This window comes from uncultured Oscillibacter sp., from assembly GCF_910584465.1.
Classification (GTDB): domain Bacteria; phylum Bacillota; class Clostridia; order Oscillospirales; family Oscillospiraceae; genus Oscillibacter.
This window is the reverse complement of record NZ_CAJUBK010000003.1, coordinates 70,328-90,749: the sequence shown is the minus strand read 5'-3', so window position 1 is coordinate 90,749 and position 20,422 is coordinate 70,328. Positions and strand designations below refer to the sequence as shown.

19 protein-coding genes are annotated in these 20,422 nt (G+C 54.7%); all 19 read left to right on the top strand.

What is annotated here, in order from left to right:
• Positions 1-104: 104 nt before the first annotated feature.
• The 19 genes from QZ332_RS02295 to QZ332_RS02205 all read left to right on the top strand — a co-directional run bounded on the left by QZ332_RS02295 (position 105) and on the right by QZ332_RS02205 (position 20,365).
• A complete protein-coding gene (locus QZ332_RS02295; RefSeq protein ID WP_295761827.1) occupies positions 105-1,115 on the top strand; it encodes a glycosyltransferase family 9 protein in 1,011 nt (336 codons plus the stop codon).
• A gap of 5 nt (positions 1,116-1,120) precedes the next feature.
• Entirely contained in the window at positions 1,121-2,599 is a 1,479-nt protein-coding gene (gene rfaE2, locus QZ332_RS02290; protein ID WP_295761824.1) for a D-glycero-beta-D-manno-heptose 1-phosphate adenylyltransferase, read from the top strand.
• Positions 2,577-3,164, top strand: coding sequence for an SIS domain-containing protein (locus tag QZ332_RS02285; RefSeq protein WP_295761821.1), 588 nt, complete (start codon positions 2,577-2,579; stop codon positions 3,162-3,164). Before rfaE2 ends, QZ332_RS02285 begins: the two co-directional genes overlap by 23 nt.
• Before the next feature lie 13 nt (positions 3,165-3,177).
• Entirely contained in the window at positions 3,178-3,729 is a 552-nt protein-coding gene (locus QZ332_RS02280; RefSeq protein ID WP_295761817.1) for an HAD family hydrolase, read from the top strand.
• An 87-nt stretch (positions 3,730-3,816) separates the two neighbouring features.
• Positions 3,817-5,049, top strand: coding sequence for a glycosyltransferase (locus QZ332_RS02275; RefSeq protein WP_295761814.1), 1,233 nt, complete (start codon positions 3,817-3,819; stop codon positions 5,047-5,049).
• Positions 5,033-6,310 carry a hypothetical protein gene (locus QZ332_RS02270; protein ID WP_295761811.1) on the top strand — a complete coding sequence of 426 codons (1,278 nt, stop codon included), beginning with the start codon at positions 5,033-5,035 and terminating at the stop codon, positions 6,308-6,310. The genes QZ332_RS02275 and QZ332_RS02270 overlap by 17 nt, the downstream gene beginning before the upstream one ends.
• The gene (locus QZ332_RS02265; protein WP_295761808.1) at positions 6,288-7,496 is read left to right on the top strand and encodes a glycosyltransferase; all 1,209 of its coding nucleotides are present in this window, start codon (positions 6,288-6,290) and stop codon (positions 7,494-7,496) included. Before QZ332_RS02270 ends, QZ332_RS02265 begins: the two co-directional genes overlap by 23 nt.
• Positions 7,497-7,678: 182 nt before the next feature.
• On the top strand, positions 7,679-9,055 hold the full coding sequence (locus tag QZ332_RS02260; protein ID WP_295761805.1) for a hypothetical protein: 1,377 nt from the start codon (positions 7,679-7,681) through the stop codon (positions 9,053-9,055).
• A gap of 77 nt (positions 9,056-9,132) precedes the next feature.
• The gene (locus QZ332_RS02255; RefSeq protein WP_295761802.1) at positions 9,133-9,864 is read left to right on the top strand and encodes a hypothetical protein; all 732 of its coding nucleotides are present in this window, start codon (positions 9,133-9,135) and stop codon (positions 9,862-9,864) included.
• Entirely contained in the window at positions 9,861-10,841 is a 981-nt protein-coding gene (locus QZ332_RS02250) for a UDP-3-O-(3-hydroxymyristoyl)glucosamine N-acyltransferase (protein WP_295761799.1), read from the top strand. The genes QZ332_RS02255 and QZ332_RS02250 overlap by 4 nt, the downstream gene beginning before the upstream one ends.
• A 76-nt stretch (positions 10,842-10,917) precedes the next feature.
• Complete coding sequence (locus QZ332_RS02245; protein ID WP_295761796.1) at positions 10,918-11,817, top strand: DapH/DapD/GlmU-related protein; 900 nt, start codon at positions 10,918-10,920, stop codon at positions 11,815-11,817.
• 4 nt (positions 11,818-11,821) lie between these two features.
• Entirely contained in the window at positions 11,822-12,949 is a 1,128-nt protein-coding gene (locus QZ332_RS02240; protein WP_295761793.1) for a DegT/DnrJ/EryC1/StrS aminotransferase family protein, read from the top strand.
• On the top strand, positions 12,934-13,380 hold the full coding sequence (gene fabZ / locus QZ332_RS02235; RefSeq protein WP_363323979.1) for a 3-hydroxyacyl-ACP dehydratase FabZ: 447 nt from the start codon (positions 12,934-12,936) through the stop codon (positions 13,378-13,380). The genes QZ332_RS02240 and fabZ overlap by 16 nt, the downstream gene beginning before the upstream one ends.
• A gap of 71 nt (positions 13,381-13,451) precedes the next feature.
• Positions 13,452-14,396, top strand: coding sequence for a hypothetical protein (locus QZ332_RS02230; RefSeq protein WP_295761787.1), 945 nt, complete (start codon positions 13,452-13,454; stop codon positions 14,394-14,396).
• A gap of 43 nt (positions 14,397-14,439) precedes the next feature.
• The gene (locus tag QZ332_RS02225; protein WP_295761784.1) at positions 14,440-15,021 is read left to right on the top strand and encodes an acyltransferase; all 582 of its coding nucleotides are present in this window, start codon (positions 14,440-14,442) and stop codon (positions 15,019-15,021) included.
• 1 nt (position 15,022) lies between these two features.
• Entirely contained in the window at positions 15,023-16,342 is a 1,320-nt protein-coding gene (locus QZ332_RS02220; RefSeq protein WP_295761781.1) for a nucleotide sugar dehydrogenase, read from the top strand.
• A 19-nt stretch (positions 16,343-16,361) separates the two neighbouring features.
• Entirely contained in the window at positions 16,362-17,456 is a 1,095-nt protein-coding gene (locus QZ332_RS02215; protein ID WP_295761778.1) for a Gfo/Idh/MocA family protein, read from the top strand.
• 19 nt (positions 17,457-17,475) lie between these two features.
• Positions 17,476-18,810 carry a glycosyltransferase gene (locus QZ332_RS02210; RefSeq protein WP_295761774.1) on the top strand — a complete coding sequence of 445 codons (1,335 nt, stop codon included), beginning with the start codon at positions 17,476-17,478 and terminating at the stop codon, positions 18,808-18,810.
• A 34-nt stretch (positions 18,811-18,844) separates the two neighbouring features.
• Positions 18,845-20,365 carry an oligosaccharide flippase family protein gene (locus tag QZ332_RS02205; protein ID WP_295761771.1) on the top strand — a complete coding sequence of 507 codons (1,521 nt, stop codon included), beginning with the start codon at positions 18,845-18,847 and terminating at the stop codon, positions 20,363-20,365.
• Positions 20,366-20,422: the final 57 nt, after the last annotated feature.

Genomic DNA, 20,422 nt, shown 5'->3' with positions numbered 1-20,422 from the left:
GTCGTCGATAACTTCGTCTGGAGGAAAGGCTGAGCCCATGAAGGTATTGCAGATCCGCCGACTTTCAGGCAAACACTTCTATCCACTTTTGAGGTCCACCACAAATGAAATATTTGCTTGAGGTCCACCACGGGATCGGAGATATCGTTCAAATTACAGGAGTGCTTGACAGTATAAAGGCATATGATCCGGATGCATATATCGGGATCATCCTGGGAAAAGAACCCTATGCTGAACTGTTTCACTGTGATACCCGTGTTCAAAAACTTTTTCGTATAGACTTGAAGGCATCTAAACGTCTATTGATCGAAAATATCATTAAAATCCGAAAAGAGCGGTTCGACTATTTTTTCCTTTCGCCGATTTCAAACCGCCGGGCCTCACAGGTGCTTGCCTTTTTGACAAAAGCTAAGCAGAGTTACGGAGAGCAGCTGGAAGAGTTTAAGCTCTTTAGACGACGGTACCATGCGGTCCAGCGTAAAGAGGCCCATATCGTGGAAAGGAATCGTAACGTTGTCTTGAGCGCAGGGATACCACAGCAGGGGAAGATACCTCGATTGTGCTGTGAAGCGACACTTCCGGTCACGATCCCTCATAAAAGTGTTGGCCTTTGTATAGGGACAAGCATCCCTCAAAAAACATGGGATCTGCAGAAATATGTGGAAGTTGCAGAGGAACTCAGTAAAGACGGATATCACATCGTTATACTTGGCGGAAAGCAGGAGATGCTGCGTTGTCAAGAAGCCGGGATCGTTCAAAATGAGTGGATCGATTTGGCGGGTAAGTTGAGCCTAGCCGGTTCAGCTGCTGCCTGTCGATACTGTGACCTTGTGATCGGTGGTGACACGGGCTTGATCCACATAGCAGCCGCGATGGGCTGTAAGACTCTTGCGCTCTTCAGCTGCACAGATCCTATGTTGCATAGTCCGTATTCTGACAAAAGCTTCTTTTATAAAATCGATCTTCCGTGTCAATTTTGCTATGAGCAAGGAAATGAAGCGAAATGTTCGAATTACAGGTGCATCCATGAGATCTCGAGCACATCGGTGATCGTGCTGGCGCGTTCTATCTTGCAGGGGGTTGCAGATAAAAAATTTCAATATGAAATAGGTTGAATGCAATGGGGAAAAAACGATTTTCACTTAGCACGAAAAATATCATGGTGATCGGTGATTTCATGATCGATCGCTACTTCCAGGGAGATGTACATCGGATCTCTCCGGAGGCTCCTGTACCTATTTTCTTGAAACAAGACGAGTATTTTGTCTTGGGTGGGGCCTCTAATGTGGTTTCCAATCTGGCCTCTGCCGGGCAAAATGTCGTGGCTGTTTCTGTCATCGGTCGTGACGCGACTGGCGACACGTTGATCGCAATGCTTGAGGATCTGGGCTGCAATACATCGGGGGTCATAAGAGATATTGGCCGGAAAACGATCACCAAGACCAGGATATTAGCCAAAAATCATCAGCAGCTGCTCCGGATCGATGAGGAGAGCACAGAGAGGATAAGCACGGAAGATGAAAAGGAGATCATCCGATTTGTTCAGCGGGAAATGGCGCGTGCAGATCTGCTCATCTTATCCGACTACGCAAAAGGAGTCTTGACTCCATCTGTTTGTCAGGAAGCCATTAAAACTGCAAAGGAATATGATGTTCCAGTCTTTATTGATATTAAAGATGCAGAAATCGAGAAGTATGCAGGTGCAACCTTGCTGAAACCTAATCGAAAGGAACTGGAAACTGCTGCCGGAGCCCCCTTGAAAACAAAAGCGGATCTGCGCGGCGCTGCTCATAGTCTGTGTGATATTTGTGGTGCGGATTACGTTTTGACCACTTTGGGAAGTGAAGGGATGCTGTTGATCGGCAACGGTATCGAAAAGCAAATCAACAGCAGCAGACGAGAGGTTTACGATGTGAGTGGGGCGGGTGACACAGTCATATCTTATTTAGCGGCCTGCTATGCAAATCGTATGGATATCACTACCTCGGCAATGATTGCAAATTGTGCTGCTGGCATTAAGGTCACAAAAATGGGGACTGCGCCAGTCTCGATCCATGAAGTATCTAGGGAGTGGTGCGGAGAGCAGTCATCGAAGGATCTTTACGGCAGGACATCAAAGGTCCTCTCCCTATCTGAATTGACGGGATCCCTAAAACATCGCCCTACAGAAACCGTCGTGTTTACAAACGGTTGTTTCGATATCCTGCATCTTGGCCACATTGGGTATTTGAGGCAAGCTGCTTCTTTCGGCGATATTTTGGTGGTAGGGGTGAACAGCGATGCTTCGGTGAAACGTCTTAAAAAAGAGTCGCGTCCCATCAATAATGAGCATGACCGCACAGAATTGTTAGCTGCTCTGGAGTTTGTAGACTATGTCGTCCTGTTTGATGAAGATACCCCCATGGAGTTGATCCGGCAGATCAGACCGGATGTCTTAGTGAAGGGCGGCGATTACACGAAAGAAGAGGTCGTAGGCGCGGATCTTGTGGCAGGAGATGGCGGAAGGGTGGAGATAGTGCCGTATTTAGAAAACCACTCTACGACTGATATCATCAGGAAGATAGAAAGGGGCGACCATGGTGGCGATGCAGGATCTTGATTTGATAAAAGAACGCATCCATCAGAGCATCTACACGAAGGAAATGCTTTTATCTGATGAGCAGATGCTGGTGCGCATCCATGAGCTGTCTGAAGAAATAATATCGACTATTCGGTCAGGAGGTAAGATCTTAATATGTGGGAACGGTGGTTCGGCATCGGATGCGCTTCATTTCGCGGGAGAGATCGTTGGACGATTTCAGCGGGAACGCAAAGGATGGCCCGCAATCGCATTGAACGCAGATGTGGCCGCTTTAACTGCCATTGCCAATGATTATGGCTATCATTCCGTGTTTGAACGTATGTCAGAGGCGTATATGACAGGCAGCGATTTACTGATCGGTATCAGTACAAGTGGTAATTCGGAAAACGTGTATAGAGCCCTTAAAAAAGCACAGGAGATCGGCGGGAAGACTGCTGCTTTATTGGGAGGCAGCGGGGGCCGCATCGCTCCCGAAGTCGATCTCTCTATCATTGTTCCCAGTAAGATAACAGCAAGGGTGCAGGAGTGCCATATAGCTATCATTCATATTATCTGCGAGTTGATCGAAGACCGTTTGTCATAAGGAAGTAAGGACTATGGATCGGGCTGTATTTTTAGATCGGGATGGAACGATCAACGTGGATAAAGGCTATGTATATAAGATCGAGGATTTTGAATTCATCCCAGGCGTTCTAGACGGCTTACGCATACTTGAAAAACAGGGATTCCATTTGTTCGTTGTCACGAATCAATCTGGGATCGCCCGCGGTTATTACACAGAAGAAGACTTTGCCCGCCTGACCCAATACATGCTTGCCGTTATGGAGGACAGTGGGGTCCATGTGACGGATGTTTTATATTGTCCGCATCTGCCGGAAGCCAAGATCGGAAAGTATCGAGTAAATTGCCGTTGCCGGAAGCCTGGGACAAAGCTGTTCCATGATGCAGCAGAGAAGTGGGATATCGACCTGGATCGCAGCTATGTGATCGGGGATAAACTATCTGATTGTGCGCTATGTGCCGAATGTGGCTGCACAGGGTTCCTCATATCCGATCAGGCCGGGACCGCTGTGCTCACGGGGGATATCCGGTGTGTGGATAGATTTGCTTCTGCCGTTGATGAGATCCTGAGGATGGGACCTGCCTGAATCGAGAGGCACTTTGAATCGGAGCATGCGAAAAACGGAGGCCCTTTACTTGCCGAATATTTGAATGGGTCTGGAGGAGGATCCCCCTTGAAGTATTTATTTTGTAGTTCTGTCTTTAATATGAAAGATTATGAACATCTAGCCGCCCACACGAAAGGCCCATTATATTTAGCGGACCATAACCTGAACAGCAATCTGATATTAGGCTTGGAGGAAGCAAGCGGATCCTCCATCACGTTGATTAATAATACCCCTATCCGTACATTCCCGTCCTATCCTAAAATCTTTTTTCATCGTCAGTCATGGAGCCATGGGAACGGCTCCCGGGATGTGAATTGCGGTTTTATCAATTTGCCCATTTTAAAGCATCTCTCCCGTGCCGTAACAACATTCACCGCTTTGAGACGGATCATTAAGGACGCGGAAAAAGGATCGGTTTGTATCTTTACGTATGAACTGCATGTGGGGATCTCTCTTGCTGTTCTTTTCATAAAGCGTTTCTACCCTGCCGTCCATACTTGCGCAGTCCTGCCGGATATACCGGATCTGGCGGTCCTGGCTCACACCCAAGGAAAGGATACGTTGGGCGGACGTTTCAGAGCTGCCGTTAAAACGAGATTTATCCGGCATTTTGAAATGTTTGTAGTACTGACCAAATATATGCAGGAGCTGCCGGTATTTGCAGGAAAACCTTCCGTTATTATCGAGGGCATCTATAACGATACACAAGGGCCGCTCCCGGAGAGCACATCAGAAAAAAAGATAATCCTTTATACCGGGACTCTAAATCCGGCGTACGGCATCGAGAACCTTATAAATGCATTTTTGCAGCTTTATCGATTCGACCAGGATTACGAGCTCTGGTTCTGCGGCGGCGGGAGCTTGGAAAAGCGCATTCAGAATCTAGAAAAACAGTGCCCTGGATTACGAAATTTTGGTTATGTGAACACGGATAAGGTACGAGAATGCCAGGCACAAGCGACCGTTCTTGTGAACCCCCGGCAAAATAACGACACGCTTGCTCGATATGCGTTCCCTTCTAAAACGATGGAGTATTTGGCATCGGGCCGTCCGGTAGTAGGGTACAAGCTGGATGGGATCCCGGAGGAATATGATGCGTACATCCAATACGTACCGGATGATTCACTGGAAGCACTGCGGGACAAGCTGAAAGAAGTCTGTGAATTGTCTAAGGAGCAGAGAGCTGAGATCGGCAAAAGGAGCCGTGAGTTCATTTTGCAAAAAAAGAATCCAAAGGTCATGGGGCAGCAGATCCTTGATATGTGGAAGGAGGCGTGTGCAGATGCAGACCAAATTTGATGAAGCAACTGAAATGAAAACTCGCCTTATCCTTTTTATCATTATTTTATTCACCGTTTTTTTTACAGAAGACACCGTCATGTACGGAACGAACGCAAATATTTTGTGTGTAAAGATACCACAAGTTTGCTTTTGCTGCTTTTCTCTGTTTTTGCCGATGTACGCACTAGCAAAAAGAAAGAAGTTTGAGCCAATCCATATCTTGGCCCTGCTTTCAATATTTTTGTGTACGGGTGCCACTTTGGCTATTAGAAATGATTTTAGAAATGGATACGTTTTCCGGATCGCGGTGACTCTTTTTGCTTTTTTTGCAGTAGAGTTTATTGATATCAAAACATTTGCGCATGTTTTTAATCGAGTGATCTTTGCCCTCGCTGTAATCTCTCTCGCGTGCTTCGTGCTGGAAGTCTTTGATCATGATTTTTTCTCCTTTGCTCCAAGGCTTACGAACATCGGATCAGTGAAATTTCGAAATCTGTTTCTTTATGTGCAATACGATGGCCCAAACCCTCCAAGAAATTATGGTATTTTTCGTGAGCCAGGTGTTTATCAAGTGTTCCTCATCATTGCTTTGATTTTCGAGTTATATTTTTACGAAAAAATAAACTTCATAAGAATCTGTGTATTTTCAATCGCAGTATTTACCACGCTCTCAACGACCGGAATCATTGCCTATGGGTTTTGGCTGCTTTTGTTTTTATCGAAGTTGGACATGCTCTCGAACAAGACAAAGAGTCTCTTGATTATAGCCGGATCGATTTTGATTTTGCTGGCTTGCATCCTGATGAGCGCGAAACTCGATTTATTTATAAATAAAGTATTCGGGAAAATGACGACAAAAAATGAGTCATATTGGGCTAGAGAAGCTTCTGTTTTTGTAAATCTAAAATTATGGCTGCGGTATCCCGTGTTTGGGACCGGATTGTCGAACGTACTACCGTATTACGAAGAAGAGACCCTGAAGATGTATGGTATCGCTATGACGGCAAATACAAATACACTTTTGATCCCCTTTGCAGCACACGGAACTTTATATGGACTGCTTTGGCTAATCGCCTGGTTCAAAGGCACATGTGGATTGGGAAAATCCACGTTGGAAAAAGCACTAGTTGGGGCCGTTTTGCTGTGTCTATGTATGGGCGAGAGCTTAATTTTTAGCCCGTTTGGAAATCTTTTGATGATGTACGGACTATTGAGCAAGCGAAAGGGCAAACACAGGGACAGGGGGGTATGTTTGAATGAAACGTATATTCTCTATTAATCTAAGCAATTATGGGAGCACCGGGAGTATCGCGTATGGCATAAAGTTGGTCGCTGAGAAAGAGGGTTATACTGTTTGTTGTGCATATCCCGGGAACGCGAAAAACAAGCGTGTCAATAACGATGATTATATTATCTGCTCTGATTTTTTTCGGGGGATCAACCATCGTCTTGCCGTTTACAGCGGCCTGCAAGGATGCTTTGCCCCAATTGCAACATGTCGACTGCTGAAAAAAATCGAGGAATTTCAGCCGAATATCATCCATCTGCATAATCTCCATGGTGATTTTATCAATTTTCGCATACTGTTTCGGTACATCAAAAAACGTAATATCCCAGTCGTTTGGACGCTCCACGACTGCTGGGCATTCACTGCGAGATGCCCGCATTTCACGATGATCGGTTGCGATCGCTGGAAAACAGGGTGTTTTCAATGTCCATATCCGGCCTGGGCATATCCAGAAGGCCTGCTTGACCAGTCGAAACGAAACTGGAGGCTGAAACGGCGCTGTTTTGCAGATGTACAAAACATGACGATAGTCACACCCTCAAAGTGGTTGGAAAATCTTGCTAAAAAATCTTTTTTGAAAAAGTATCCCATTGAAGTCATCTATAACGGAATCGATCTCTCTGTTTTTCGCCCAGTAGAGAGCAGCTTCAAAAAAAGTAATGGCATAACTGCTAGGTTTATATTGCTTGGAGTCTCTTTTGGATGGAGCGACCGCAAAGGACTAGATGTATTCATAGAGCTTGCCCGCCGTTTGGACCCGAAAAAGTACCAAATCGTATTGGTTGGCACGGACAAGAATACACGCTGGCAGTTGCCTGAAAGTATCATCTCGATTCCCCGGACCCAGAGCCAAACGGAATTGGCAGAGATCTACACAGCTGCGGACCTATTCGTCAATCCAACACGGGAGGAGACTCTGGGATTGGTAAATATCGAGGCATTGGCATGTGGGGTTCCCGCTGTAACCTTTAGAACTGGAGGCAGTCCAGAATGTATTGACAACTCTTGCGGCAGCGTTGTGGAGTGTGATGATGTCGATGCATTGGAATGCGAGATTGTTAGGATATGTGAAGACCGTCCTTATTCAAGAGAAGATTGCTTAAAGCAGGCGAAAAAGTTTGATATGATGACCTGCTTTCAGGAATATCTGCAGTTATATGAACGTGTAGGAGAGTGATGGTACGATGAAAAGGAGGACATATCATCGTGCTGGTTCCACATAGTCATAATTTTATTCATTTTTTGAACTATGGGCAAATCCCTCGAATCCCTGCCGCATCAAGCAACTTTGGTTGCAATTTCTTAAGGCCTTGGAAAAGCTTTGAACAAATCGGTAAACATATTTTGGAGTGATTAAATATGGAACTGGAAAACACTGTTAGTCTGACCGACCTGCTTGCGGTCATGATCCGCAAGTGGAAGGGGATCGGCATTTCGATGCTGGTCTTCGCCCTGCTGCTGGGAGGATATCAGGGGTACAAGCAGTACGGCCTGGCCAACGATCCCGAAAATTCCCCGGAGAAGATCGAGGAGCGCTATCAGACCGCTCTTGAGAACTACGAAACACAGAAAGAAGACCTGCAAAAAACACTGGAAAACCAAGAAAAATCGCTGGCTTCTAAAGAAGAGTACCTGGAAAAGAGCATCCTGATCAAAATCGACCCTTACAAGAAATATGTCACGAACATCGTCTTTTCCTTCTCCAACATCGACGACAGCGCCCAACTGTTCCGCTATCCCAATACCGCCGCGGATTACCTGCCCAAGAAGATCCGCGTCCAGTATATCGAGCTCTGGAAAAGCATGGACGTCCCCAAGGACATCGGCCTGGCTAAATATAAGGATCTGGAGTGGAAATATCTCTCGGAGCTCGTCTCTTTGACCACTTTGGACGGAGATCTGCTTTCTATCCAAGCGGTCGGGGCCACGGAGTCTGACGCGGAGGAGCTGGCTAATGCTGTCTATAACTACTTTGATACCCATCGAGACGTCATCGCCGCAAGTTCCGCCGCACACAACTTTGCCCTCTTGAACCGTACAACGAAAAATCTGATCGATGAGGACCTGGACACCAAGCAAGAAAACTTGAAAAAGGAAATCGAGGACCTCAAAACGACTATCGAAAATTCCAAGCAAGCCGTCGAAGATTTGGCGGAGCCCACCAAAGAAGAGGGATATTCTGTGGTCACGATCGTCAAGGCTGTGGCAAAATATGTTATTTTGGGCGCTGCCGCGGGCATGTTCCTGGCCTGTTTGGCCGTCTGCTGCTGGTGGCTTTTCACCAACAGAATCAGCAGTTCCTTCCAGCTCGAACTGGCGGCCGGGACCCCCTTCCTTGGTTCCCTGAGCATCCCCCGCAGCCTCTCAGAACGGCTGGCTGTCAAGGTCATGGGTGAGCGCAGCTGGCGCGATCCTGAGCAGGCGGCATCCTATATCAGCCGGCAGGCTAAAGCGTGCTTCCCTGAAGAGGGGACGGTCCTGCTGCTCTCCACGATCCCGGAGGGAAAGGCCGGCGTACAAATGGCCGAATTGGTGAAGGTACTGACTAAGGCCGGCTGCCGGGTATCCGCGGTGACGGACGCCCTCCACGATCCCCAGGCGGTGGAAGCTATCCAGGGCTGCGCCGCCGTAGTCATGGCGGAGGTGGCTGGATCGAGCCGTATCCAGGCGATCCGGGATACGGCGGCTCAGGTCAAGCTGGCGAAAAAACCGATGCTGGGCGTCGTGCTGATTTGACAGCCATGGTTGGAAAACGCGGGTCCATCGTAAATCGGGCCCAAGACGCCGCCGGGGACGCGCGAGGAGGAGACGCTATGAGGTTCACATACGCAGCCTACCGGGAGCTGCTCGCTCTGCTCCGGGAGGAGGGCTACGCGTTCCGCAGCTATCACGACGATGAAGCGCCCGGCCGCAGTGTGATCTTGCGGCACGACATCGATACGAGCCTCTCGCAGGCGGTGCGGCTGGCGGAGCTGGAAGCAGAGGAGGGCGTTCGCTCAACGTGGTTCGTCCTCCTGCGGACAGACTTCTATAACCCCGCCTCCAAAGCGGGGCGGGAGGCCCTGGGGCATATCCGGTCCCTGGGCCACGAGATCGGCCTGCATTTCGACGAAGCGTCGTACGTCCCGGCCCTGCGGCCGGACGAGGTCGTAGAGAACATCATAAAGGAGTGCGGACTCCTGTCCGCACTCCTCGAGACCCGGGTCTCGAGCGTCTCCATGCACCGTCCATCCGCGGCGACGCTGGAGGCAGACTACGAGATCCCCGGCATCGTGAACTCCTATGGGAAGAGGTTCTTCCGGGATCTCAAGTACCTCTCCGATAGCCGCCGGAGATGGCGGGAGCCGGTGCTGGACATCATCCGCTCCGGGAGGTACGACCGCCTGCACATCCTGACCCACGCCTTTTGGTACCACGAGGGGGAAGAGGACATCTCCCAGACTGTGCGGGCGTTCGTCCGGTCGGCGGGGCGGGAGCGCTACCGCCAGATGGCGGAGAACATCTCGGATATCCGATCCATCATGGAGGAGGCGGACGCTCTGTGAAGATCTGCGAGATCCTGTTGTTCCTGGAAGGGGAGGGGATCCCCTTCGCGTTCTCCGGGGACGCGGGAGCCGCCGTGGAGGGCTTCTCCTCCCTGGCCCGCTATAAGCCCGGCTCCTTCACCTGGATCAAGAAGCAGGAGAACATCCCGGAGGGCTTCGGCCTCTCCCAGATCGCCCTCGCCTTCGTCTCCGAGGACGTGGACGCCGGCGCCGCCCCGAACGTCATCCGCACGGCGCAGAGCAAGCGGGCGTTCTTCTCCTCCATCGAGCATTTCTACGCCCGGGAGGAGGCACGCCCCGCAGTGGGGCAGTCCACCTACATCTCCCCTGAGGTCAAGCTGGGGAAAGATGTCCGGATCGGCCACAACTGCACGCTGGACGGAGACATCACCATCGGGGACGGCACGGTCATCTGGAACAACGTGGTCATCGTGGGCCGGGTGCACATCGGCCGGGACTGCGACATCCATTCCGGCGCGGTGATCGGACACGATGGCTATGCCTACACGGAAGACTCTGCCCACAAGAAGACGATGGTGCGGCATTTCGGCGGTGTGGACATCGGCGACCGGGTGCTGATCGGCGCGAACGTCTGCATCAGCCGGGGGACCATCGACGACACGGTATTGGAGAGCGGTGCGAAGGTCGACGCCTTGGGGCATATCGCCCATAACTGCTGGATCGGGGAGGATGCCGCTATGGCGGCGCCGTGCAGAGCCAATGGCAGTGTCCATATCGGAAAGAACAGCTATCTGGCCGGGGCCATCGTCCGAAACCAATGCATCATCGGGGAGGATGCTTTTGTGGGGTTAGGCGCAGTCGTGGTCAAGGATGTGCCTCCCGGCGAGACCGTAGCAGGGAACCCCGCGAAGCCGTTCCTTAAGAGACCGGCCTCTGCTCAAAACATCATAAGGGAGTGTGGACCCCCGTCCACACTCCCCGATGGGGAGCCCCATCGGGGAATTTCATCGAGCTGAACGCCTGCGGGAGCGCTTTTCCCGACCGTCTCGATCCCACCCGCAGCGGCCTCTCTCTTTTTAAGGGAGGTGCGCGATGAAGATCATCGAGATCTTGTTGTTCCTGGAAGGGGAGGGCATCCCCTTCGCGTTCTCCGGGGATGCGGGAGCCGCCGTGGAGGGCTTCTCCTCCCTGGCCCGCTATAAGCCCGGCTCCTTCACCTGGATCAAGAAGCAGGAGAACATCCCGGAGGGCTTCGGCCTCTCCCAGATCGCCCTCGCCTTCGTCTCCGAGGACGTGGACGCCGGCGCCGCCCCGAACGTCATCCGCACGGCGCAGAGCAAGCGGGCGTTCTTCTCCTCCATCGAGCATTTCTACGCCCGGGAGGAGGCACGCCCCGCAGTGGGGCAGTCCACCTACATCTCCCCTGAGGTCAAGCTGGGGAAAGATGTCCGGATCGGCCACAACTGCACGCTGGACGGAGACATCACCATCGGGGACGGCACGGTCGTCTGGAACAACGTGGTCATCGTGGGCCGGGTGCGCATCGGTCGGGACTGCGAGATCGCGTCCGGCACCGTCATCGGCCATGACGGCTTCGGCTATACCGAGGATGCCGCCCATAAGAAGACGATGGTGCGGCACTTCGGCGGCGTGGACATCGGCGACCGGGTCACGGTCCTGGAGAACTGCAGCATCAGCCGGGGCGTCATCGACGACACGGTCATCGGCAGCGGGACGAAGATCGACGCGCAGACCCGGGTCGGGCATAACTGCACGATCGGGGAGGACGCCGCGTTCATCTGCGGCAGCCAGCTCTACGGCTCCTGCCGCTTCGGGAAAAACGCCTACTTCGCCAGCGGCATCATCAAGAACCAGAAGAGCGTCGGAGAGGACGCGTTCGTAGGGATGGGGGCCGTCGTCCTGGAGGACGTGCCCCCCGGCGAGACCGTGGTGGGGAACCCCGCCCGGCCCCTAGTAAGGAAGAAGGGATGATCTTATGCGATTCATCGATCTCGAAGCCCAATACCAGGCCCTGAAAGCGGACATCGACGCCAACATCCAAAGCGTCCTGGGCTCCGCCCAGTTCATCGGCGGCCCGTACGTCCAGGAGCTGGAGGCCCGGCTCGCCGCCTTCACCGGCCGGAAGCACTGCATCACCTGCGCCAACGGCACCGACGCCCTCCAGCTGGCCTTCCTGGCGGCGGGCGTCGGGGCGGGGGACGCGGTGTTCTGCCCGGACATGACCTTCATCTCCTCCACGGAACCGGCGAAGATGTCCGGCGCGGCCTCCGTCTTCTGCGACATCCTGCCGGATACCTACTGCCTCAGCCCGGAGAGCCTGGAGCGCCAGATCGAGGCGGTGCTGGCGGAGGGGCGGCTGGTCCCGAAAGCCGTGGTGGCGGTGGACATCCTGGGCAGCCCCTGCGACTACGACGCCATCGGCCCCATCTGCCAGCGCTACGGCCTCACCCTCATCGAGGACGCGGCCCAGAGCTTCGGCGCTTCCTATCACGGGAGGCGGGCCGGCGCCTTCGGCCATATCGCCACGACCAGCTTCTTCCCGGCCAAGCCCTTGGGCTGCTACGGCGACGGCGGCGCCGTCTTCACCGACGACGACGGCGTGGACGCGCTCTGCCGCTCCCTCTGCGTCCACGGGAAGGGCCCCGGCGGGAAATACGACAACATCCGGATCGGCATGAACTCCCGGCTGGACAGCCTCCAGGCCGCCATCCTCCTGCCCAAGCTCAAGGCGCTGGAGGACTATGAGCTGGACGCCCGGCAGGCCGTGGCGGCGCGCTACAGCGCCGCCTTCGCGGGGGAGTTCACCACGCCCTTCGTGGCCGAGGGCTGTGTGTCCGCCTGGGCGCAGTACGCCCTGCTGGCCAAGGACGCCGCCCAGCGGGACCGCATCACCGCCCATCTGACGGCAAGGGGCATCCCCAACATGGTCTATTATCCCAAGCCCCAGCACGCCCTGCCGGTCTTCCGGGACGAGCCGTCCTACGGCGAGACCTTCCGCAGCGCGGACGACTACTGCGCCAGGACCTTCTCCCTGCCCATGCATCCTTACCTGACGGAGGCGGAGCAGGACGAGGTCATCCGGGCCGTATGGGAGGCAGTCTGATGAAATTGGATCAACATGCTATAAAGAAGATCATCCCTCACCGGGACCCTATGCTGTTGGTGACTACCGTTGAAGGACTAGAAGCCGGCAAACGCATCGTCACAACTTTCTATGTAGACCCGGCTCGTGAGATCTTCCAGGGCCATTTCCCGAATGAGCCCGTCCTGCCCGGCGTCTATTCCGTTGAGTGCATGGCGCAGGCGGCGGATATCCTGCTGCTGTCGACAGAACGCTACGCAGGGAAGATCCCCCTGTTCCTTGGGATCGACAAGGTCCGGTTCCTGCGGAAGATCCTGCCCGGAGATACCCTGGAGATCCATGCCGAACTGGTGAAAGAACGGACCGAGAAAAGCATCGCCACCTGCTCCGCCGAGATCTACGATCATGGTGAGCTCGCGGCCAGCGGAGAAGTAACGCTCGCGATGCGCTGAATATGCGGCGCCCATGGCCTGCGCTCAGCAAAAGGCCGCCGGGTTCTGAAGTATGAAAGGGAGACCACCCTATGAAATTATCCACTGTTTTAAAAGAGATCGGTCATCTGGACATGCTGGTCAGGGATGGAGAGTTTTCCATCCTAGAACAGTGTACCCGCATTCGCGGAGCATATGCGTTGACGTATCTGGAAAAAGAGAAATTCGCCGCCTCTCTGGAAGACCCTGACATCACCTGTGTGATCTGTACACCTGAGACCGTGAACTCCATCCCTGGCCATATACAGGGACTCGCCGTCACTAGGACGCCCAAGCTCTTGTTTTTCAAGATCCACGGTCTGCTTGTGTCCCGGCGTGAGCGGAGACCTACCGTCATCGACCCTTCTGCCCGCGTCAGTCCCCAGGCGTATGTCGCGCCTTATAACGTCACGATCGGAAAGGACGTAGAGATACAGCCCTTTGCGGCGATCGGCGAGAACACGACGATCGAGGACGGTGTAAGGATCTGCTTTGGGACGCTCGTCGGCTCGCAAGGTTTCACCTCGGTCCGGGACGGGGAGACCATGTTCCTGGCCGCTGATGCGGGGAAGACGCTGATCCGGCAGGGTGCGGAGATCTGCGGGCACTGCGACATCGCCTGCGGACTGCTCGAGATGGATACGACGATCATCGGCGCATACTCCAAATTAGACGCCAAAGTGCACATTGGGCATGGGGCGGTCTTAGGAGAACGGGTCCTGATCCCGTCCGGCGCGCATGTTGCCGGCAATTGTATCATCGGGGATGATGTTTGGATCGGTGTCAATGCTACCATTTCGAACCGTATCGTCATAGGGGACGGTGCCCGAGTCTCTCTTGGATCTGTTGTGACCAAAGATGTCCCTGCTGGAGAGACTGTCACCGGGAATTTTGCCATCCCTCACCGGGCTTTCCTGCGGAACCTGAAGGCGTCCCTGGCAGAAAAAACATATGCTGAGCAAATGCCCCCCCCCCGTGGACTATCCGAAGATCCCTGACGAACAGTCCTGCGCCGCGTGACCTCCGAAAGGAGGCGGCGTGATGGACAAGCCGTATTTCGTCCACGAGTCCAGCTATATCGACGAGGGCTGCGAGATCGGGGAGGGGACGAAGATCTGGCACTTCTCCCACATCATGGCGGGCTGCAGGATCGGCAGGCGCTGCAACATCGGGCAAAACGTGGTCGTCTCCCCGGACGTGGTGCTGGGGGACGGATGCAAGGTCCAGAACAACGTCTCGATCTACACCGGCGTCGTCTGCGAGGACGGCGTGTTCCTGGGGCCCTCCTGCGTGTTCACCAACGTCATCGACCCCCGGGCCTTCATCGTGCGCAAGAGCGAGTACCGCAGGACCGTCATCAAACAGGGCGCCAGCATCGGCGCCAACGCCACCATCGTCTGCGGCCATGACGTGGGGCGCTACGCCCTGGTGGGGGCCGGGTCCGTCGTGACGAAGGACGTGCCCGACCACGCCTTGGTCTACGGCTGTCCCGCCCAGATCCACGGCTACGTCTGCCGGTGCGGGGAGCAGATCCGCTTCTCCGATCGGAAAGCCGTCTGCCCCGCCTGCGGGAAGCACTATCGGATGGACGAGACCGATCATACCATTAAGGAGACCGACTGATATGAGCATCAAAGGAGACCTCATCAAGAAGATCCAAGACAAGGCCCTGACCATGGGCGTCTGCGGCCTGGGCTATGTGGGCCTGCCCCTGGCGGTGGATAAGGCGAAGCACGGCTTCAAGACCATCGGCTTCGACGTCCAGCAGGAGAAGGTGGACCTGGTGAACGCCGGGAAGAACTACATCGGCGACGTGGTGGACGCCGACCTGGAGGCGCTGGTGGGGAGCGGCATGCTGCGCGCCACCTCCGACTTCGGCTTCGTGAAGGACGTGGACTTCATCGCCATCTGCGTGCCCACGCCCCTGGACAAGCACCAGCAGCCGGACATCAGCTATGTCCGGGATTCTGCCATCGCCGTCTCCAAGCATCTGACCCGCGGCTCCATCGTGGTCCTGGAATCCACCACCTATCCCGGCACCACGGAAGAGCTCCTGAAGCCCATCCTGGAGGAGGGCAGCGGCCTCAAGTGCGGGGAGGACTTCTACCTGGGCTTCTCCCCGGAGCGCATCGATCCCGGCAACCGGATCTACAAGACCAGCAACACCCCCAAGGTCGTCGGCGCCATCGGCGAGGACGCGGTGGAGGTCATCGCCATGGTCTACCGGGCCATCCTGGACGGGGACGTGACCACCGTCTCCTCCCCCGCGGTGGCCGAGATGGAGAAGATCCTGGAGAATACATACCGCAACATCAACATCGGCCTGGTCAACGAGCTGGCCATCCTCTGCGACCGCATGGGCATCGACATCTGGGAGGTCATCGACGCCGCCAAGACCAAGCCCTACGGCTTCCAGGCCTTCTATCCCGGCCCCGGCCTGGGCGGGCACTGCATCCCCCTGGACCCCTATTACCTCAGCTGGAAGGCCCGGGAGTACGGCTTCCACACCAGCATGATCGAGGCGTCCATGATGGTCAACGACCGGATGCCGGAGTACACCGTGGAGCGGGCCGGGAAGATCCTGAACCGCCATAAGAAGGCCCTGAACGGCTCGAAGGTGCTGGTGCTCGGCGCGGCTTACAAGCAGGACATCGACGACTACCGGGAGAGCCCCGCCGTGCGGGTCATGGAGGAGTTCCGCAAGACCGGGGCCGCCGTGGATTTCTACGACCCCTATGTCCCGAAGTACCGGGACGCCGGCGTGTGGTACACGGGCATCCCCGCCCTGACGCCGGAAGCAGTGGGAGGCTATGACCTGGTGTGCATCGCCACGGCCCATACGACGGTGGATTACGCCATGGTGGCCTCCTGCGGCGTCCCGGTCTTCGACTGCAAGAACGTCTGCAAGCATATCCCCCACCGGGAGAACATCGAGGTGCTGTAAAGAAGGGAGTATATCAAGTATGAAATATGCCCTGATCGGCTGCGGCCGGATCGCAGTCAACCACATCAAAGCCGCGCTGAACGACCATCTGGAAATCGCCGCCGTATGCGATGTGGTGCCCGAGGCCATGGAAGCCCTGTTAGCCAAGTATGGCCTTGAAAAGGACAGCTCCATCCATCGCTACACGGACTACCGGGAACTGCTGGCCGCGGAGCGGCCCACCCTCGTCAGCATCGCCACGGAGAGCGGCATCCATGCCCAGATCGCCCTGGCCTGCATCGACGCGGGCATCAACGTCATCATCGAGAAGCCCATGGCTATGTCCATGGCCGACGCGGAGGAGATTGTCCGCCGCAGCCAAGAGAAGGGCGTGAAGGTCTCCGCCTGCCATCAGAACCGCTTCAACGTCGCCGTCCAGGAGCTGCGGCGGGCATTGGAGGCGGGCCGTTTCGGGCGGATCTCCCACGGCTCCATCCACGTCCGCTGGAACCGGGGCCGGGGATATTATGACCAGGCCCCCTGGCGGGGCACCTGGGCCCAGGACGGCGGCTGCCTCATGAACCAGTGCATCCACGGCATCGACCTGCTGCGCTGGATGATGGGGGACGAGGTCGAGGAGGTCTACGGCGTCACCAAGCAGCAGTTCCACGATTACCTGGAGTGCGAGGACATCGGCATGGCGGTGGTGAAGTTCAAAAGCGGCGCCGTAGGCACCATCGAGGGCACGACCAACGTTTATCCCAAGAACCTGGAGGAAACGCTGTACCTCTTCGGCGAGACTGGCACGGTGAAGCTGGGGGGGACTTCCACCAACAACATCGACGTGTGGGACTTCGCAGACGAGGACGAGGCAGACGGGAAGAACAAGGGCCTCCAGGAGGCCACCAGCAATGTCTACGGCAACGGGCACACCGCGCTTTTCGCCGACATGATCGAGGCCATCGAGCAGGACCGGGAGCCCTACGTGGATGCCGTGGCTGGTCGGAACGCACTGGAGATGATCCTGGCCATCTATCAGTCCGCCGCTTCGGGGAAGCCGGTCAAGCTGCCGCTGAAGGACGTGGCCAGCACCGACTTTGCCGGGAGGTTCGGTCGGCCGGATATATATCAGTAAAGCGGAAGAGGGACCGTTTATGGACATCTTGATCATCACGACCTACTTCCCGCCGGACTCCGCCGTGGCGGCAGTGCGACCATATATGTTTGCAAAATATCTGATCCGCTTCGGACATAAAGTCACCGTGCTGAGATCGGGGGATTTCTGTCGGGAGCCAGATCGATCCTATCCACCTTTGCATGGCCTGCGGATCCTTTCCTATCTTGGAAAAGACAGTCCCGCCGAGGCATTCGAACGAGGCGAGATCGACTCCTGGCCTTTCTCTGAAGGCAAAAGCCGGATCTCCTTTTTACCGGAAAAGATCCGGCTGCCGATCGCGGAAGTCTATCATTCCTTTGCGAATCTGTGGGACGTCGAGCGCCAAGAGCACAGTATAGAGGCACCGCTGAACAGGCAGAAAGACGTGCTGAGGTCTTTACGGGACGAAGGGGATCGCTTTGACATCATCTTTGCCACCTATGGCCGTCTGGAAAATGTCTATGCCGGGAAATATGCCGCCGAGCTCTTCGGCTGTCCATGGATCCTGGATCTGAGGGATCCGATCGCAACGCCATTCATCTATGAGGGACTATCCCTATTGCGCATGAAGCACTTCCAGGATCGATGGATCTCACAGGCCGATGCCTGCACGGTCGTTTCCAACGGTATGCGCGAGAGTTCTGAGGGGCTGTCCCGTTCTGCCAAAACGGTCACTATCTATAACGGATATGAGCCTTTTGAAGAGGAAAGCAAGGGACTGCCGGCAGCAGATGTTTTGTCCTTCTGTTATACCGGGACGGTATATAGGGGGAAACAGGATGCCGCCCCCCTGCTGAACGCGCTCAAACAGCTGGGCAGTGAGGGGAAGATCGATCTTGCTCGTGTCCGGATCGATTATGCCGGTCCAAATTTCGCGTATCTGCAAACGGCTGCGAAAGCGCTTGGGATGGAGCCCTGCGTGGTCGATCATGGTTATGTCACTCGCACGGAGGCCAGCCGGCTGCAAAAGAGTTCTGATATCTTCCTGGTACTCTCTTGGAATGCACGGGTATTCAAAGGCGGTATCAGCGGGAAATTCTACGAAGGCATCCGCTGCGGCCGGCCGATCTTGGCCCTGATAGCGGGAGATACCCCGGACAGTGAGCTCTATGAGCTGAACGAAACGTATCATTACGGCTTCTGCTATGAAGAATGCCGCCCGCAGCAATTCCAACAGCTTTGCGATTTCCTGCTCCAAGCATACCGGCAGAAAATGGAGCACGGGAGCCTGGACTATGCGCCGTCAGAGGAGTTCTCCACTGCGTTCCGTTATGACACGCTGACAAAGAAGCTGGAGACTTTATGTGAAAAATTGATCCGTGAAAGGGCATAGATCCCAAAGTAATGTCTGGCACAGGAGATAGGATATGTTCTTAAAAAGGCTGCTGCGGGCGGATGGAGACACCGTCTCCCGCACAGAAAAGACCTTGGCGCTAACGATCGCTAATACAGTGAATACCGCGCTCAATGTGCTTTCCGGGATGATCGCGTCGAGACTGCTCACAAAAATCGAGGTCGCAGTCAACAGCCAGACCTTTTTGGCATATAACACGATCTTGCCTCTGCTGGTGCTGGGCACCACTTCCGGCATTTATTATCACCTCGCTCAGAACGAGGACCGCAAACGAGGCGCCGTCAAGGAAGCTGTTTTGGTGACGCTCGCCACCAGCGCGGCAGCGTGTGTATTCCTCCTGCTGGGCGGCCGCCAGCTTTTAGCAGAGCGGTTCCACAATGTCGCTTTGTCTCAAACACTACTGCTTTTGATCCCATACGCACTGCTGACCGTTCCGGCCAGCGTCATGTCCTGCGTTTTCGTGGCAGAGAACCGGCTGAGATTCAATGCTGTCTACAGTACCTTCCAGGTATCCTTGCAGATGATAGTGGCCTTCGCTGCCATGCTGTTGTTCCGCAGCGGGGGAGCCTTGGTGGCCGCTAAAAGCCTTACCGGTTCCCTCTTCGCCATCGTGACGATCATCCTGGCATTTTCTATTTTGCCTCAGGGCGGCGATAGGGCGGATCGTCCTCAGTGGAGCAGTACGAAAGCTCTCCTGGCAGTCTCCATCCCTCTGGGGATCTCCGCTGTAGTCGGAGCCTTGGATCTGCATCTGGATCAGTGGATCATCTCCACGATGATGACACCGGAAGAATTTGCGGTCTATACACGTGGGGCTCAGGAACTTCCCTTTGTCGGAGCGATCACCGGTTCCATCAGCACGGTCATCATCGTGGACTTGACCAAAGCCGCTCAAAAAGGGGAGTATACGACCGCGGTAGATCTGTTTCGGAAAGTATCCGAAAAATCTTCTCTGTTTTTACTGCCGGCCATGGTCTTTTTCATGGCGGCGGCACGGCCGCTGATCACGCTCCTTTATACGGAGGCTTATCTTGAGGCCGTTCCCGTTTTTCAAATCTACTTGTTATACATGCCGATCCGTGTTGCGCAGTATTCCCCGTTTTTGATCGCTCTGGGGTGCTCAAAGCTCATCTTGTGGAAGGCGTCTGCCGAACTGGCCTTGAACGCAGTCCTCAGTATTTTCATGGTCTCCCATTTAGGCTCTATCGGAGCGGCGCTGGCAACGATCTTCCTGGTATATGTGTTCGATGTACCGCTCAATTTCTATTTCATCTCCAAGAAAACAGGGGCCTCATGGAAACGGCTCCTCGCTTTTAAGAAGATGTTCCTGTGCATCGTTTGCTCGATCCCTGGGGCTGTGGCATTTTGGATATTCAACGCGTTGCTGCCGTTGCCGCCGGTCGTCGCGCTGACACTGGATCTCGCGATCTTCTGTTCGATCACCTGCCCAATCTTCATCCGCGTGTTCCGACTCTCTCCACAGGCGTTCTTTCAGCGGATAGGAGAGGTTTGGGACCATATCCATCCCAACTAAAAAACGCAGTCCTACACACTGTCAACAAGATGACTACGCGAACACTAAGGAGGCCCG

Coding starts and splice junctions, on each gene's coding strand:
- QZ332_RS02210 (WP_295761774.1), top strand. CDS start 17,476: ATGGACATCTTGATCATCACGACCTACTTCCCGCCGGACTCCGCCGTG.
- QZ332_RS02230 (WP_295761787.1), top strand. CDS start 13,452: ATGAAATTATCCACTGTTTTAAAAGAGATCGGTCATCTGGACATGCTG.
- QZ332_RS02295 (WP_295761827.1), top strand. CDS start 105: ATGAAATATTTGCTTGAGGTCCACCACGGGATCGGAGATATCGTTCAA.
- QZ332_RS02280 (WP_295761817.1), top strand. CDS start 3,178: ATGGATCGGGCTGTATTTTTAGATCGGGATGGAACGATCAACGTGGAT.
- fabZ (WP_363323979.1), top strand. CDS start 12,934: ATGGGAGGCAGTCTGATGAAATTGGATCAACATGCTATAAAGAAGATC.
- QZ332_RS02225 (WP_295761784.1), top strand. CDS start 14,440: ATGGACAAGCCGTATTTCGTCCACGAGTCCAGCTATATCGACGAGGGC.
- QZ332_RS02255 (WP_295761802.1), top strand. CDS start 9,133: ATGAGGTTCACATACGCAGCCTACCGGGAGCTGCTCGCTCTGCTCCGG.
- QZ332_RS02220 (WP_295761781.1), top strand. CDS start 15,023: ATGAGCATCAAAGGAGACCTCATCAAGAAGATCCAAGACAAGGCCCTG.
- QZ332_RS02270 (WP_295761811.1), top strand. CDS start 5,033: ATGCAGACCAAATTTGATGAAGCAACTGAAATGAAAACTCGCCTTATC.
- QZ332_RS02240 (WP_295761793.1), top strand. CDS start 11,822: ATGCGATTCATCGATCTCGAAGCCCAATACCAGGCCCTGAAAGCGGAC.
- QZ332_RS02260 (WP_295761805.1), top strand. CDS start 7,679: ATGGAACTGGAAAACACTGTTAGTCTGACCGACCTGCTTGCGGTCATG.
- QZ332_RS02245 (WP_295761796.1), top strand. CDS start 10,918: ATGAAGATCATCGAGATCTTGTTGTTCCTGGAAGGGGAGGGCATCCCC.
- QZ332_RS02205 (WP_295761771.1), top strand. CDS start 18,845: ATGTTCTTAAAAAGGCTGCTGCGGGCGGATGGAGACACCGTCTCCCGC.
- rfaE2 (WP_295761824.1), top strand. CDS start 1,121: ATGGGGAAAAAACGATTTTCACTTAGCACGAAAAATATCATGGTGATC.
- QZ332_RS02265 (WP_295761808.1), top strand. CDS start 6,288: ATGAAACGTATATTCTCTATTAATCTAAGCAATTATGGGAGCACCGGG.
- QZ332_RS02215 (WP_295761778.1), top strand. CDS start 16,362: ATGAAATATGCCCTGATCGGCTGCGGCCGGATCGCAGTCAACCACATC.
- QZ332_RS02285 (WP_295761821.1), top strand. CDS start 2,577: ATGGTGGCGATGCAGGATCTTGATTTGATAAAAGAACGCATCCATCAG.